Raw genomic sequence first — 13748 nt, forward strand, 5'->3', positions numbered from 1 at the left:
CCTTTCCTTACTTGGCAGCAGCCAGTTCGGCGGCCTTGTCGGCTCCACCGTCCATCGTGTCAGTGAGCGTGACGAGCGGGTGCGCGGCCTTCTGCAGGATGGCGCGCCCCTCTTCCACGTTGTTGCCGTCGAGGCGGACGACCAGCGGCTTGGTGGCCTGCGACCCAAGGATCTCGAGGGCCTTGACGATGCCGTCGGCCACGGCGTCACAGGCGGTGATTCCGCCGAAGACGTTGACGAAGACGGACTTGACCTGGTCATCGCCGAGGATGACGTCGAGTCCGTTGGCCATGACCTCAGCCGAGGCGCCGCCTCCGATGTCGAGGAAGTTCGCGGGCTTGACGTTCGAGTGCTTCTCACCGGCGTAGGCGACGACGTCGAGGGTCGACATGACCAGACCCGCACCGTTGCCGATGATTCCGACTTCGCCGTCGAGCTTGACGTAGTTGAGGTCGAGCTTCTTGGCCTTGAGCTCGAGAGGGTTCTCTGCGCTGATGTCGCGCAGCTCCTCGTGCTCCTTGTGGCGGAAGTCGGCGTTGTCGTCCAGGGAGACCTTGCCGTCGAGGGCGATGATGTCGCCGGCACCGGTCTTGACCAGAGGGTTGACCTCGACCAGGGTGGCGTCCTCGGACTCGAAGACGGTCCACAGGCTCGTCAGGACGGGAGCGATCTTCGCGGCGGTGTCGGCGTCGAAGCCGGCAGCCTCGGCGATCTCGGCAGCCTTGGCATCGTTGATGCCGTCGATGGCGGAGACGGGGATCTTGGCGAGCGCTTCCGGGCGTTCCACGGCGAGCTGCTCGATCTCCATGCCGCCTTCCTTCGAGCACATGGCCAGATAGGTGCGGTTGGAGCGGTCGAGGAGGACGGAGAAGTAGTACTCCTCCGCGATGTCGGCACCTTCGGCGATCATCACCTTTTCGGTGACGTGACCCTTGATGTCGAGTCCGAGGATGTCCTTGGCCCGGGCTTCGGCCTCATCAGGGTTCTTCGCGACCTTGACGCCGCCGGCCTTTCCGCGGCCGCCCATCTTGACCTGAGACTTCACGACCACGGTTCCGCCGCCGAGAGCCTCGGCTGCCTTCTTCGCTTCTTCTGGCGTCGTCGCGACCTGAGCCTTGAGCACGGGCACTCCGTGCTTCTCGAACAGGTCACGTGCTTGATACTCGAAAAGATCCACGTGTATTCCTTCGTTTCTGCTGCCGGGTGGTTGGCCCCTGCAGGTTCGTTGACGGATGCAACAACCAAGGACAACCATATTCCCAAAGGCACCCGTCCATCCAAACGCGCATGTCAAATAGACGTTGGGGGTAAGCAATGTCTCGTCAAAAAGTATCTTTGGCGTCAAGATTCTTGATATGGACGTAAAATCGTTGCATGGACGAAGTAGATCGAATAGTCGCAGCCTGGCGGCGTGAGCGTCCGGACCTCGATGTCTCTCCGATGGAGATCCTCTCCCGCGTCTCGCGATTGGCCAGGCAGTTGGATCTGGCTCGGAAGTCGAGCTTCTCCGATTACGGCATCGAGGGATGGGCCTTCGATGTCCTCTCCGCCCTGCGCCGCTCGGGCGAACCCTATCAGCTCTCCCCCTCGACGCTGCTGCAGGAGACCCTGGTCACCAGCGGGACGATGACCAACCGCATCGACCGGCTCGTCACCCGCGGCTGGGTCGAACGTCGGCCGGATCCCGGAGACCGACGCGGGGTGCTCGTCCACCTCACCGAGAGCGGTCGCGCCACCGTCGACTCCGCACTGGCCGATCTGCTCGTGAAGGAACGGGCGATCCTCAGCGGACTCACGGCCGCGGGAAGCCGCAATCTCGCGTCCCTGCTCCGAGAGCTCTCCACCGGATTCGACAGCGACGAGGACTGAGACCATGCCACCTGCTGACCTCACGGACTTCACCGGCGCACAGCCGCCTCGGCGAGAGACGATCCACGGTCGATTCGTCGACCTCGAACCCTTGGATTCGGCCGCTCACGGCGATGACCTCTTCGCGGAAGTCACGGCACCGACCGGGATCGACGACCGGTTCCGGTACCTGCCGCAGACTCCGCAGACCGATCGCGGGGAGTTCGATTCCTGGATCGCCGAGGCGGCCGGCAGCCCCGATCCCCTGTTCTTCGCCGTCGTCGACCGGTCCACCGGTCGGGCGCTGGGGCGGCAGGCGCTCATGCGCATCGATGCCGCCAACGGAGTCATCGAGATCGGGCACATCCTCTGGGGTCCGAGTCTGTCGCGGACCGCCGCGGCCACCGAGGCGCTCTTCCTCTGCGCCGAGCTCGTCTTCGCTTCCGGATTCCGCCGCTTCGAATGGAAGTGCGATGACGACAATGTGCCGTCGAAGCGGGCGGCCGAGCGCTTCGGCTTCACCTTCGAAGGCGTGTTCCGTCAGCACCTCGTGGTCAAGGGACGCAACCGCGATACCGCGTGGTTCTCGATCATCGACAGCGAATGGCCGTCCCTGCGGCAGGGATACCGGGCCTGGTTCGACGAGGCGAACTTCGATGCAGACGGCCGCCAGCGTGAGAGTCTGCGCGCGCTCATCGCCGCTGCCCGCCACGGCTGAGGCCCTCTGTGCGTCGCCGGCCCGTTCGCCGTTTCGCCGCGCGTCCGCCCGGGCTCGGGCACGGGCGGACATTAGGCTGGAACTGACACCACACGGCCCCTGACGACACCTCGAGGAACCATGCGACTTCGCCCCCTTGCCCTTCTGTCCGCCGCTGCGCTGCTGGCCACGACGACGGCCTGCGTGTCGACTCCCGAGGAGACCCGCCCCCAGCCCCGCCCTTCGGTGAGCAAGGAGGAGGTCACGCCGATCGAGACGCCCAAGGATGCGCCGAAGGTGTCCATCGTCGACTCCTCACCCGGCGGGGCGAAGGACACCGACCCGCTGTGGCAGGGCCTCGCCGAGGCGGCCGAGAAGAAGTCCGAGGCCTACCTCAAGGTCTACGTGCACACCGGCAATCCCGAAGTGCCCGACTCCGGAGAGATGACCGTGACCGCCGACAGCCCAGACAGTGTCAGCGTCACCCTCGATGCGGACAGCGTCGATGACGACCTCTCCCCGTTCCTGCTCCTCCACGGCACTTTCGAGGTCGAGGAGATCGGCAACTCGGCGTTCACGCTCAAGAACGTCGACGACAAGGACATCCCCGAGCTCGATCCGAAGGGCCCGGACGACGAGAAGCGCTGCACTGCCGAGGACGCGCAGGAGCGGATCGGTCTTGCCGCGGACGACCTCGCCGAGGATCCCGGCCGCCGCGAAGAGTTCCGACAGCAGTGGGGCGGCTCACCTCGCGTGTGGTGGGGTATCCAGATGACGGCGATCAGCCTCGGGGAAGAGGGCGAAGTCGCCGGCGACTTCCTCACCGAAGCCTGCGGCGACTACCTCCAGTAAGACCAGTCGCGTGAGCCTATGAAGATCGCCATCGTCGGAGCCGGAATCGGCGGGCTCTCTGCGGCCGTCGGGCTGCAGAGAGCCGGTGCCGAGGTGACCGTGTTCGAACGCGCTCCCGAAGTCAGGGCCGGCGGTTCGGGTCTGTCGATCTTCGCCAACGGTCTGGCGGCACTGGACGCATTGGGCCTCTCCGAGGACTTCGACGCGGTGACCGACCGCAGTGTCGAAGGTTTCGCCGCAGGTCAGCGTCGCGCCGATGGACGCTGGATCGCCCAGGTCCCCAACGACTCCGTCGGGGCGCTGCGCATCGTCGACCGCGCCGATCTCCACCGGATCCTCTTCGGGGCTCTGGCACCGGGGACCGTCCGCACCGACGCGGCAGCGGTCGCGTCCGCGACCGACGGCACCCTGACTGTCACCGCGGGTGCGGTCGGCACGGATTCCGAGGCACAGCTTGCGGCCGAGCAGCGTTTCGACCTCATCATCGCCGCCGACGGCCTGCACAGTCGGATCCGCTCAGTCGTCGCCGGAAGAACGGTCGCACCGCGGTACTCCGGTTATTCCGCGTGGCGGGGCATCACCTCGGTGCCGGTGGATCTGGAGCGTGCCGCCGGGGAATCGGTGGGATGCGGGCGCCGCTTCGGCATCGCTCCGCTGGCCGATGGCCGCGTCTACTGGTTCGCCGTGGCGAACATGCCCCAGGATGCCGTTTTCGCCCGTGAGAAGGCGACCGTCGAGGCGATGTTCGCAGGTTGGCACCGCCCCATCGCCGAACTCATCGAAGCCACCCCCGCCGAGGCGGTCCGTCGCACCCCGATCAGCGACCTCTCCCACCGGTTGGCTCGATTCCATCGGGGCCGGGTGGTGCTCCTCGGCGATGCCGCGCACGCGATGACGCCCGACCTCGGGCAGGGAGGCGGCCAGGCGCTCGAGGACGCGGCGACACTGACCGCGCTGCTCGCCCCGCTGGCTGAGCGCGGTGCTGCGCTGCGTGCAGAACTCGATGAGGCCCTGCACCGGTACGATGCGCTGCGCAGGCCGCGCTCACAGTCGATCGCCCGGAAGTCACGTCTCATGGGGCATATGTTCCAGCTCGACTCCCCGCTGTTGGCACGGGTCCGCAACGCGGTGTTCTCGGTCGTTCCCTCGCGACTCATCGCCGCGCAGGCCGCGAGCGTGCAGAGATGGTCACCGCCGGCTCCGCCTCGGTGAGTTCGCTCCCCCGCGGTGAGGAGTCCCCGCGGCCGAAACGGCACAGCGGTTCAGTCGGCCAGGGCGCGGTTCAGTCGGCCAGGGCGCGGTTGTAGGCCTCGACGACCGGGGGCAGGAAGAAGCCCATGATCACGGCGATGGCGGTGAGCAGGCAGGCCAGGCCCAGCCACAGAGATCCGCCGATGACGCTGAAGGCGAAGACGATGACGAGCAGCTCGAACGCGATCGCCGCGGGTCGCGCCCACCGGTGCAGCCGCCACGCCCCACGTGCCGCGGCACCGACTCCGGCCGCGAAGATGAGGAACATGACGGCCAGGCCGACCAGCGATGCGGCCAGCTCACCCGCGCCGATGGCCGTGATGATGAACGACAGCGCCGAACCGACCAGGGCCAGCGCCTGAATGCCGAGGACGACGACGACCAGGGTCATCGCCCGCGGAGTCGGGACACCGTGCCCGGCAGGATCCTGTGAGCCTCCGGGCACGGCAGACCGGTCACTGCGAGAACTCAAATGTTCACCCGAGCGAATCCGGGGATGAGGATCTCGTCGAGCATGCGCTCGCGCACATCCAGCGGCAGGAAGGCAGCGGTCACCGCGTTCACGGTGGCCCATTCGAGATCCGTCTGCGTCCATCCCGCCTCATCGACGAGCAGACGCATCTCCCGCGACATGGACGTGCCGGACATGAGCCGGTTGTCCGGGTTGATGGTCACGGCGAAGCCGAGATCCTTCAGCCCCGTGATCGGGTGGCTGGCGATGGTGCCGCCGATGTCGGTCTGCAGGTTCGAGCTCGGGCACAGCTCCAGCGGGATCTGCTGGTCGAGGACCCACGCGGCGAGGCTGCCGAGCTGTCCCTCTCCATCGACGATCTCCATGTCCTCGACGATCCGGGCGCCGTGGCCCAGACGCTGAGCGTGGCAGATGGTGATCGCCTCGTGGATGGATTCCTTGCCTGCGGCCTCACCGGCGTGGATCGTCACGGGCACATAGGCCTGATGGAGGGCGTTGAACGCGGAGAGGTGCGCCGAGGGCGGGAAGCCGTTCTCCGGTCCGGCGATGTCGAAGCCGACGACACCGGATTCCGAGCCCTTCTCACGGTGACGGATGGCCAGTTCCGCGATCGCCAGGGAATTGTCGGCCTGACGCATAGCGGTGATGAGCTGGCCGACGCGGATGTACTTGCCCTCGGCGGCAGCTTCCGAGACACCGGCCTCGAGCCCGTCCTGGACTGCCTCGACGACGGTGTCGAGCTCCAGCCCGCCCTCGAGATGCTGTTCGGGAGCCCACCGGGCCTCGGCATAGAACACGCCGTCGGCGACCTGGTCGAGCACCCATTCCTTGGCCACGCGACGCAGATTGTCTTCGGTCTGCATCACGGCCACGGTGTGAGAGAAGGTCTCGAGGTAGCGGACGAGATCACCGGAGTTCGCGGATTCCGCGAACCATCTGCCCAGCGACTCCGCGTCGGCGGCGGGCAGGGTGTGGCCGATCTGATCGGCCAGCTCGATCATCGTCGACGGGCGCAGCCCGCCGTCGAGGTGATCGTGGAGGGACACTTTGGGCAGCTGCAGGATGGGGTCGTCGGAGGCGACGCCGGCGGGTACATTCATCACCGTCTCAGCTTATCCGATGACACCGCCGTCGGCCGCTCATCATTTCTCCAGGTCGATGTCCCCGCTCTTGATCCGCTCGCGCAGGTCCGTGATGCCTCGACCGGCATCGGAGACGCGGGAGAGGAACCCGTCCTCGGCGATGATGCGGACCCCGCCGTTGTCGAGCGTGCCCATGTAGTCCCGGTCGCCGACGCGGAAGCCGCTGATCTCCTCCGGTCCGCGCTTCGGCGCGGGGGCCACCTCGTCGGGGTTCTTGCTCTGCGGCCAGTCGGGGAACATCGTGCGCAGCCCGCGGCGGACGTTGGGTTCGATGCTCGCCACGATCGACTGCGAGAACCCACCCGCGGTGCCGTACCACACGAGCTTCGGCAGGATCGGGCTCTTCTCGTCCTCGACCTCGGTGTCGTCGGCGGCCTCGGCCAGATCCTTGCGCTTCTCGTCCGCCGCGGTCACCGCCCCCATCGCTGCGGCCGAACCGAAGGGCACGAGGACGTCGGCGTCATCGTCGAAGGACTCATCGAAATAGTCCTCACCGGCCGTGCGGGTATCGGAGATCGATCTGCTCGCCGAGGCGGTGCTGCGATAGGACGTCACCGTCGCCGCGCCTTCGTCCTTCTCGTCGTTGTACAGATCGACCCCGGCGTCGAAGGCGCTGAGGATGGCTCCGGCCTGCGGGAACCCGTGGGAGACGACGACGCCGACCTTCCCCGTCTCCGAGGCGGTGGCCGCGGTGTACCCGGCGATGAACGCCGGCGGGACGAGGTCGAAGTCGATGCTCAGCACGTTCTTCGGCAGGTCTTCGGTGCCGCTGGAGACCCCGAGGAAGAGCTCCTTCGGATGCGCGGCGGCGAAGTCGGCGAGCTCGTCGGCACCGCCGGGTCCGATCACCGTGGTCAGTGCGCAGTCCTGCCGGTGCATCCGATCCAGGGCCGCCGAGGTGGCCGACCCTCCCGAGACCCGTTGACTCGAGGTGCCGGAGAAGACACCGGCTTCGCGGGCCAGTTCCGTCTCGGCGAGTGTGAGGGCACCGGCCGCATGATCGTCGAATCCGGCGGGAGCGGAGACGAGGCAGCCCAGCCGGGTCTCCTCGAGCGGTTCGGGAGCGGTCACGGAGCAGGCGCCGAGCGCCAGCGTGCTCACCGCACCGAGTGCGGCCAGCAGGGTGGACCGGGCTCTCATCCTCATGAGTCCTAGATTATCGGCCGGCGGTGCGGGCAGGGTAATCAGCCGGCAGGCCCGGGCCCGCGGCGGCGGGGCCCGTGCTCAGCTGCGGCTCGGGAGATCAGCGATCACGGTCGAGGACCCTGAGCGCGGTGGCGGTGAAGACGCGGGCTGCGATGGCCACCGCGCGTTCGTCGATGAGCAGATCACCCTGATGGATGTCATAGGTGATGCCGCCGGGCGTGCGGGTGCCCAGCCGGATGAGCGCGCCCGGGCAGTGGGTGAGGTACCAGGCGAAGTCCTCTCCGCCCATCGACTGCGGAGTCAGCTGCACTGCGTTCTCTCCCAGCTCACCGCGCACAGCGGATTCGATGAGTGTCACCTGGTCTTCGGTGTTGACCACGGGAGGCACACCTCGGCGGTGCTCGAGATCGACGTCGACTCCGTACGGACCGGCGATGCGATCGACGAGTTCGGGAAGCACCTCGGCGACCTGGTTCCACCCGTCGACGTCGAGACAGCGCAGGGTCCCGCGCAGAATCCCCTCGCTGGGAACGACGTTCGCGGCATGACCGGCGCTGATCTCACCCCACACCAGAGAGATCGCGTGGCGGGGGTCGATGAGACGGCCCAGCGTCGAGGGCAGATCGGTGGCGAGCTTGCCGAGGGCGTAGACGAGGTCCTCGGTCAGGTGCGGCCGGGAGGTGTGCCCGCCGTGCCCGGAGAGACGGATGATGACGGTGTCTCCGGCAGCCGTGATCGCACCGATGCGCGAACCCACCTTGCCGATGTCGACATTCGGATCGCAGTGGACGGCGTAGACCTCGGGCACATCATCGAGGACGCCCTGGGAGATCACGCGCAGCGCCCCGCCCGGGGTGACCTCCTCGCCCGGCTGGAAGATCAGGCGGACGCGACCGCCGAGTCCGCCGGGACGGGTCTCGTGGATGCGCTGCAGGGCGATGCCGGCGCCGATGAGGGAGGTCAGGTGCACATCGTGGCCGCAGGCGTGGGCGACACCGGGCACCGTCGAACGGAACTCCTCGTCGATGAGGTCGTCGACGGGCAGAGCGTCGATATCGGCACGCAGCCCCACGGCCACCGGCCCCTCCCCGACCTCGCAGACGACACCGGTGCCCTCGAGTCGCCGCGGCTGGAGCCCGGCGGCTTCGAGGCGGGCGACGATCTTGTCGGTGGTCTCGAACTCTCGGAAGGACAGTTCCGGGTGGGCATGGATGTCGCGGCGGAAATCGATGAGCTCTGCACCGATGTCAGCGATTGTCGAGCTGATCATGTCAGGTCCTTCGTCAGCGGGAAGTTCGGGGATGGCTGGTGTCGACCATTGGAAGCAATGCTAAGCACAGACCGTCACATCTGTGCTCACTGCGACCAATTTCGACATACTTCCCGCGACGGGCATCGGCCTTCCTGCGAAGGGCATCGGCTCAGAGCAATTCGTCGAGCCCCCGCTCCCCTGCCGCGGACACGGCCTTCTTCACATCCTGAGCGTGAGAGCGGGAGGTGATGAGCAGAACGTCGTCGGTGTCGACGACGACGAGGTCTTCGAGTCCGACGATCGCCACCGTCCGCGGCCCTTCGGAGAAGACCACGCCCGAGGCATCGACTTCGAGCAGATCGGTGTTGCCGCCGATGGAGATGACCCCACGCGGTTCGCCGGGCACGGGCTGGCGCAGTCGGGCCACGGAGTCGAAGTCGCCGACGTCGTCCCAGCCGAAGTCGCCGGGGATGACGATCACACGGCCGGCGGCAGCAGCGGGTTCGGCCACGACATAGTCGATGGCGCGCTTCTCCAGGCCCGGCCACACCTCCTCGAGCACCTCCTGATGCTCGGGGGTGTCCCAGGCCTCGGAGATCCGGGAGAGTCCGGCGAAGAGGGCGGGGTCCTCCTCGGCGAGGATCTCGAGCAGGGATTCCGCTTTGGCGATGAACATGCCGGCGTTCCACCGGTAGCGTCCGGAATTCACGTACCGACGGGCAGTGCTCGCGGCGGGCTTCTCCGCGAACGCCAGCGCCCGACGAGCGGTGGGCGCCCCGTCGAGGCCGAGCAGATCGCCGGTCTTGATGTAGCCGTAGGCGGTCGCGGGGTTGCGGGGCATGATGCCGACGGTGACGATGTCCCCGGTCTCGGCGGCAGCCACGGCTTGGTCGATGACGAGGCGGAACTCGTCGACGTTCGTGATCGAGTGATCGGCGGAGAACGACCCGACGATCGCCGCAGGGTCTTCGCGGGCGATGAGCATGGTGGCCAGGCCGATCGCCGCGGCGGAGTCCTTGGGTGAGGGTTCGGCGACGATCTGAGTCCGTGAGATCCCGGGCAGCTGGGAGGCGACCTGGTCGAGGTGGGTCTCGCCGGTGACCACCCAGACCTTGTCCTCACCGACCATGGGTGCCACCCGATCCCAGGTGGCCTGGATCAGGCTGCGACCGAGCCCGAGCACATCGTGGAGGAACTTCGGGTTGGCGCGACGGGACAGCGGCCAGAGGCGGGTTCCCGAACCGCCTGCGGGGATGATGGCGTGGAAATGGGTATTCACGGATTCAGTGTCCCAGAGTTCGGGCATCGCTTCCCCGAGGTTGTCCGCCGTGTCGGAAGAGCTCAGCTGCAGTGTGGCGGTGGGGACAACCCCACCCCGGGGCCGCCTCGGTGACGGTCGGGGACTGCGTCGACGTCAACCGCGGGGCTCGGAAGGGTCGTGCAGGTCAGGCCGGAGATCTCATCATTTAGCGCACACGACTGTGATGTAAATGAAAATCCGTGAGACGGGAAATCCCAGTTTTGAGGGAATTGCCAGGGTTGAGGTGTGATCCGGCACGCTGAGCGGTGTCTCGACTGGCACCGGAGCGGTCTTCGGCGTAGTTTCTAGACGTACACACCCCAATACTCAAGATGGAGGATGCTCCGTGGCCAAAGCGTCTACGGGCACTCTGTACCGAGGAAACGAAGGAATGTGGTCCTGGGTCGCGCATCGCGTCACAGGCGTCGGAATCTTCTTCTTCCTTCTGGTCCACGTGCTCGATACTGCACTCGTCCGCGTCTCGCCCGAGGCCTACAACGCAGTGATCGGAACCTACAAGACACCCGTCATGGCATTCGGTGAGATCGCCCTGGTCGCCGCAATCGCGTTCCACGCGTTCAACGGGCTGCGCGTCATTCTCGTCGATTTCTCGAAGAGTGGCCCGAAGAATCAGAAGAAGCTGTTCTGGGGAGTCATGGTCCTTTGGCTCATCATCATGATCGCCTTCATTCCTCGCCAGCTGATGCACACTTTCGGAGGCTGACATGAGCACAACATCCATTCCGGCTCCGCGGACCGGCTACTCCCGGCACAAGTCGACGCGTTCGAAGTTCGAGATGTTCGCATGGCTGTTCATGCGCGTCTCCGGCGTCATCCTCGTGATCCTCATCTTCGGCCACCTGTTCGTCAACCTGTGGGCCGGCGACGGTGTCCAGGCCATCGACTTCGGATTCGTCGCAGGCAAGTGGGCCAGCCCGTTCTGGCAGATCTGGGATCTGCTCATGCTGTGGCTGGCGATGCTGCACGGCACCAACGGCCTGCGCACCATCATCATGGACTACTCCGAGAAGCCCAGCACCCGCATGGCTCTGCAGGTGATCCTCTACATCGCCTCGATCATCGTCATCGTGCTCGGCACGCTCGTCATCTTCACGTTCGATCCCTGCCCGGCCGGAGCGGACCCCTCGGTCCTGGCTGAGTTCTGCAAGGCCTAAAGGAGAAACATGCAGGTACATCATTACGACGTCGTCATCGTCGGCGCCGGCGGCGCCGGCATGCGTGCGGCGATCGAATCGGGCCAGCGCGCCCGGACCGCCGTTCTCACGAAGCTCTACCCCACCCGTTCGCACACCGGTGCCGCCCAGGGCGGAATGTGCGCCGCACTGGCGAACGTGGAAGAGGACAACTGGGAATGGCACACCTTCGACACCGTCAAGGGCGGTGACTACCTGGTCGACCAGGACGCCGCCGAGGTGATGGCCAAGGAAGCCATCGACGCCGTGCTCGATCTCGAGAAGATGGGGCTGCCCTTCAACCGCACCCCCGAAGGCAAGATCGACCAGCGTCGCTTCGGCGGTCACACCCGTGACCACGGCAAGTCGGCCGTGCGCCGTTCCTGCTACGCGGCCGACCGCACCGGCCACATGATCCTCCAGACCCTGTATCAACAGTGCGTCAAGCACGGCGTGGAGTTCTACAACGAGTTCTACGTCCTCGACCTCGTCATGACCGAGGTCGACGGGGTCAAACGCCCGGCCGGCGTCGTGGCCTACGAACTGGCCACCGGCGAGATCCACATCTTCCAGGCCAAGTCGGTCGTCTTCGCCACCGGCGGAGTCGGCAAGGTCTTCAAGACCACGTCGAACGCCCACACCCTGACCGGCGACGGAATGGCCGTGACCTACAACCGCGGCATCCCGCTCGAGGACATGGAGTTCTTCCAGTTCCACCCCACGGGCCTCGCCGGTCTGGGCATCCTGCTCTCCGAGGCGGCTCGCGGTGAAGGCGGAATCCTCCGCAACTCCGACGGTGAGCGCTTCATGGAGCGCTACGCCCCGACGATCAAGGACCTCGCTCCGCGTGACATCGTCGCGCGTTCGATGGCCAACGAGGTCCGTGAGGGTCGCGGCTGCGGTCCGAACAAGGACTACGTCCTCCTCGACCTCACCCACCTCGAACCGGCGCATATCGATGCCAAGCTGCCGGACATCACGGAGTTCGCCCGCACCTACCTCGGCGTCGAGCCCTACACCGAGCCCGTGCCGGTGTTCCCGACCGCGCACTACGCCATGGGCGGCATCCCGACGAACATCAAGGCCGAGGTCCTCGGCGACAACGACACCGTCGTGCCCGGCCTCTACGCCGCAGGCGAATGCGCCTGTGTGTCCGTGCACGGCTCGAACCGTCTGGGCACGAACTCGCTTCTCGACATCAACGTCTTCGGCAAGCGCGCCGGCATCGCCGCCGCGGAATACGCCCAGACCGCCGATTCCGTGGAACTTCCGGAGAGCCCGGAGACACAGGTCGTCGAGATGCTCGAGAAGATGCGCACCTCGGATGGCACCGAACGCATCGGCGCCATCCGCAAGGATCTGCAGGAGATCATGGACTCCAACGTCCAGGTGTTCCGCACCGACGAGACTCTGCGCGAGGCACTCGACGAGATCGCCAAGCTGCGCGAACGCTACAACAACGTGGGCATCCAGGACCGCGGCAAGCGCTACAACCTCGATCTGCTCGAGGCTGTCGAGCTGGGCTTCCTGCTCGAACTCGCCGAGGTCATCTCCGTCGCGGCCATCCACCGCAAGGAATCGCGCGGCGGACACTTCCGCGAGGACTTCCCCGATCGTGATGACGAGAAGTTCATGCACCACACGATGACCTACCTCGATCCCGAAGCGGAGACCGACGGCATCAAGGGCATGCGTCTTGAGACGAAGCCCGTCATCGTCACCCGTTACCAGCCGATGGAGCGTAAGTACTGATGAGCACCGACACCACCCCAGAGCCAGCCTCGAAGATCGATCTACCCGAGCATGTCTCGGGCGAAGGCGGAAGCATTCCGTCCTTCGACTGCACCTTCCAGATCGCACGGTTCGACCCCGAACTCGATTCGGAGCCGCACTGGGAGGAATACAACATCACGATGTACGGCACCGACCGCGTGCTGGATGCCCTCCACAAGATCAAATGGGAGATCGACGGCTCGCTGTCCTTCCGCCGGTCCTGCGCCCACGGCGTCTGCGGCTCCGATGCGATGCGCATCAACGGCCGCAACCGCCTGGCCTGCAAGACGCTGCTGAAGGACCTCGACACGTCGAAGCCCATCATCGTCGAGGCGATCAAGGGCCTTCCGCTCGAGAAGGACATGATCGTCGACATGGAGCCCTTCTTCCAGTCGTACCGTGAGGTCATGCCGTTCCTCGTCACCTCCGGTCACGAGCCCACCCGTGAGCGTCTGCAGTCGGCCGAACAGCGTGCGGCCTTCGACGACACCACGAAGTGCATCCTCTGCGCGGCCTGCACCTCCTCGTGCCCCGTGTTCTGGACCGACGGTCAGTACTTCGGACCGGCCGCGATCGTCAACGCGCACCGTTTCATCTTCGATTCGCGTGACGAGGGCGGCGACATGCGCCTCGAGATCCTCAACGACAAGGAAGGCGTGTGGCGCTGCCGCACCACCTTCAACTGCACCGAGGCCTGCCCTCGCGGCATCGAGATCACCAAGGCCATCGCCGAGGTGAAGCAGGCGATCCTGCAGCGCGCCTTCTGATCGCGACTGCCTGAAGTCCTACTGCTGCGGCCCCGCACCGATCGGTGTGGGGCCG

14 protein-coding genes are annotated in these 13748 nt (G+C 66.2%); 8 read left to right on the plus strand and 6 right to left on the minus strand.

Annotation, left to right across the window (positions count from 1 at the left end; all coding sequences use genetic code 11):
- Window positions 1-7 precede the first annotated feature (7 nt).
- Complete coding sequence (gene sucC / locus EB836_RS13860) at window positions 8-1177, minus strand: ADP-forming succinate--CoA ligase subunit beta (RefSeq protein WP_135541407.1); 1170 nt, start codon at window positions 1175-1177, stop codon at window positions 8-10.
- 197 nt (window positions 1178-1374) lie between these two features.
- Between sucC and EB836_RS13865 the strand changes: the two genes are divergently transcribed.
- The 4 genes from EB836_RS13865 (at window position 1375) to EB836_RS13880 (ending at window position 4609) form a co-directional block, all read left to right on the plus strand.
- Window positions 1375-1869: a MarR family transcriptional regulator gene (locus tag EB836_RS13865; RefSeq protein WP_135541409.1), complete on the plus strand. Its 495-nt coding sequence runs from the start codon at window positions 1375-1377 to the stop codon at window positions 1867-1869.
- Window positions 1870-1873: 4 nt separating this feature from the next.
- Window positions 1874-2566, plus strand: a complete 693-nt coding sequence (locus tag EB836_RS13870) for a GNAT family protein (RefSeq protein ID WP_135541411.1) — start codon at window positions 1874-1876, stop codon at window positions 2564-2566.
- 120 nt (window positions 2567-2686) lie between these two features.
- The gene (locus EB836_RS13875; RefSeq protein WP_135541413.1) at window positions 2687-3397 is read left to right on the plus strand and encodes a hypothetical protein; all 711 of its coding nucleotides are present in this window, start codon (window positions 2687-2689) and stop codon (window positions 3395-3397) included.
- 18 nt (window positions 3398-3415) lie between these two features.
- On the plus strand, window positions 3416-4609 hold the full coding sequence (locus EB836_RS13880) for an FAD-dependent monooxygenase (RefSeq protein WP_135541415.1): 1194 nt from the start codon (window positions 3416-3418) through the stop codon (window positions 4607-4609).
- A 70-nt stretch (window positions 4610-4679) separates the two neighbouring features.
- Here the strand turns inward: EB836_RS13880 and EB836_RS13885 are convergent, their stop codons facing one another.
- The 5 genes from EB836_RS13885 to EB836_RS13905 all read right to left on the minus strand — a co-directional run bounded on the left by EB836_RS13885 (window position 4680) and on the right by EB836_RS13905 (window position 9939).
- Window positions 4680-5120, minus strand: a complete 441-nt coding sequence (locus EB836_RS13885) for a hypothetical protein (RefSeq protein ID WP_226829721.1) — start codon at window positions 5118-5120, stop codon at window positions 4680-4682.
- Window positions 5117-6220, minus strand: a complete 1104-nt coding sequence (locus EB836_RS13890) for an adenosine deaminase (RefSeq protein ID WP_135541551.1) — start codon at window positions 6218-6220, stop codon at window positions 5117-5119. The genes EB836_RS13885 and EB836_RS13890 overlap by 4 nt, the downstream gene beginning before the upstream one ends.
- Window positions 6221-6262: 42 nt before the next feature.
- The gene (locus EB836_RS13895; protein ID WP_240689991.1) at window positions 6263-7408 is read right to left on the minus strand and encodes a BMP family ABC transporter substrate-binding protein; all 1146 of its coding nucleotides are present in this window, start codon (window positions 7406-7408) and stop codon (window positions 6263-6265) included.
- Window positions 7409-7505: 97 nt separating this feature from the next.
- Window positions 7506-8678 carry an amidohydrolase gene (locus EB836_RS13900; RefSeq protein ID WP_135541417.1) on the minus strand — a complete coding sequence of 391 codons (1173 nt, stop codon included), beginning with the start codon at window positions 8676-8678 and terminating at the stop codon, window positions 7506-7508.
- A 151-nt stretch (window positions 8679-8829) separates the two neighbouring features.
- On the minus strand, window positions 8830-9939 hold the full coding sequence (locus EB836_RS13905; RefSeq protein WP_135541419.1) for a mannose-1-phosphate guanylyltransferase: 1110 nt from the start codon (window positions 9937-9939) through the stop codon (window positions 8830-8832).
- 367 nt (window positions 9940-10306) lie between these two features.
- On the opposite strand from EB836_RS13905, the gene sdhC reads away from it, so the two are divergent.
- From sdhC to EB836_RS13925, 4 genes are read left to right on the plus strand one after another with little or no spacing between them, the layout of a single operon-like run.
- A complete protein-coding gene (sdhC, locus tag EB836_RS13910) occupies window positions 10307-10684 on the plus strand; it encodes a succinate dehydrogenase, cytochrome b556 subunit (protein ID WP_135541421.1) in 378 nt (125 codons plus the stop codon).
- Window position 10685: 1 nt separating this feature from the next.
- Window positions 10686-11135 carry a succinate dehydrogenase hydrophobic membrane anchor subunit gene (locus EB836_RS13915; protein WP_135541422.1) on the plus strand — a complete coding sequence of 150 codons (450 nt, stop codon included), beginning with the start codon at window positions 10686-10688 and terminating at the stop codon, window positions 11133-11135.
- Between the two features lie 9 nt (window positions 11136-11144).
- A complete protein-coding gene (sdhA, locus tag EB836_RS13920) occupies window positions 11145-12905 on the plus strand; it encodes a succinate dehydrogenase flavoprotein subunit (protein WP_135541424.1) in 1761 nt (586 codons plus the stop codon).
- On the plus strand, window positions 12905-13693 hold the full coding sequence (locus EB836_RS13925) for a succinate dehydrogenase iron-sulfur subunit (RefSeq protein ID WP_135541426.1): 789 nt from the start codon (window positions 12905-12907) through the stop codon (window positions 13691-13693). The genes sdhA and EB836_RS13925 overlap by 1 nt, the downstream gene beginning before the upstream one ends.
- The last annotated feature ends 55 nt before the right edge of the window (window positions 13694-13748 follow it).

This window comes from Brevibacterium sp. S111 (genome assembly GCF_004745075.1).
Classification (GTDB): domain Bacteria; phylum Actinomycetota; class Actinomycetes; order Actinomycetales; family Brevibacteriaceae; genus Brevibacterium.

Excerpts from the sequence above, each read along its gene's own strand:
- EB836_RS13865 (WP_135541409.1), top strand. The coding sequence starts at position 1,375 with ATGGACGAAGTAGATCGAATAGTCGCAGCCTGGCGGCGTGAGCGTCCG.
- EB836_RS13870 (WP_135541411.1), top strand. The coding sequence starts at position 1,874 with ATGCCACCTGCTGACCTCACGGACTTCACCGGCGCACAGCCGCCTCGG.
- EB836_RS13875 (WP_135541413.1), top strand. The coding sequence starts at position 2,687 with ATGCGACTTCGCCCCCTTGCCCTTCTGTCCGCCGCTGCGCTGCTGGCC.
- EB836_RS13880 (WP_135541415.1), top strand. The coding sequence starts at position 3,416 with ATGAAGATCGCCATCGTCGGAGCCGGAATCGGCGGGCTCTCTGCGGCC.
- EB836_RS13890 (WP_135541551.1), bottom strand. The coding sequence starts at position 6,220 with ATGAATGTACCCGCCGGCGTCGCCTCCGACGACCCCATCCTGCAGCTG.
- EB836_RS13895 (WP_240689991.1), bottom strand. The coding sequence starts at position 7,408 with ATGAGGATGAGAGCCCGGTCCACCCTGCTGGCCGCACTCGGTGCGGTG.
- EB836_RS13900 (WP_135541417.1), bottom strand. The coding sequence starts at position 8,678 with ATGATCAGCTCGACAATCGCTGACATCGGTGCAGAGCTCATCGATTTC.
- EB836_RS13915 (WP_135541422.1), top strand. The coding sequence starts at position 10,686 with ATGAGCACAACATCCATTCCGGCTCCGCGGACCGGCTACTCCCGGCAC.
- sdhA (WP_135541424.1), top strand. The coding sequence starts at position 11,145 with ATGCAGGTACATCATTACGACGTCGTCATCGTCGGCGCCGGCGGCGCC.
- EB836_RS13925 (WP_135541426.1), top strand. The coding sequence starts at position 12,905 with ATGAGCACCGACACCACCCCAGAGCCAGCCTCGAAGATCGATCTACCC.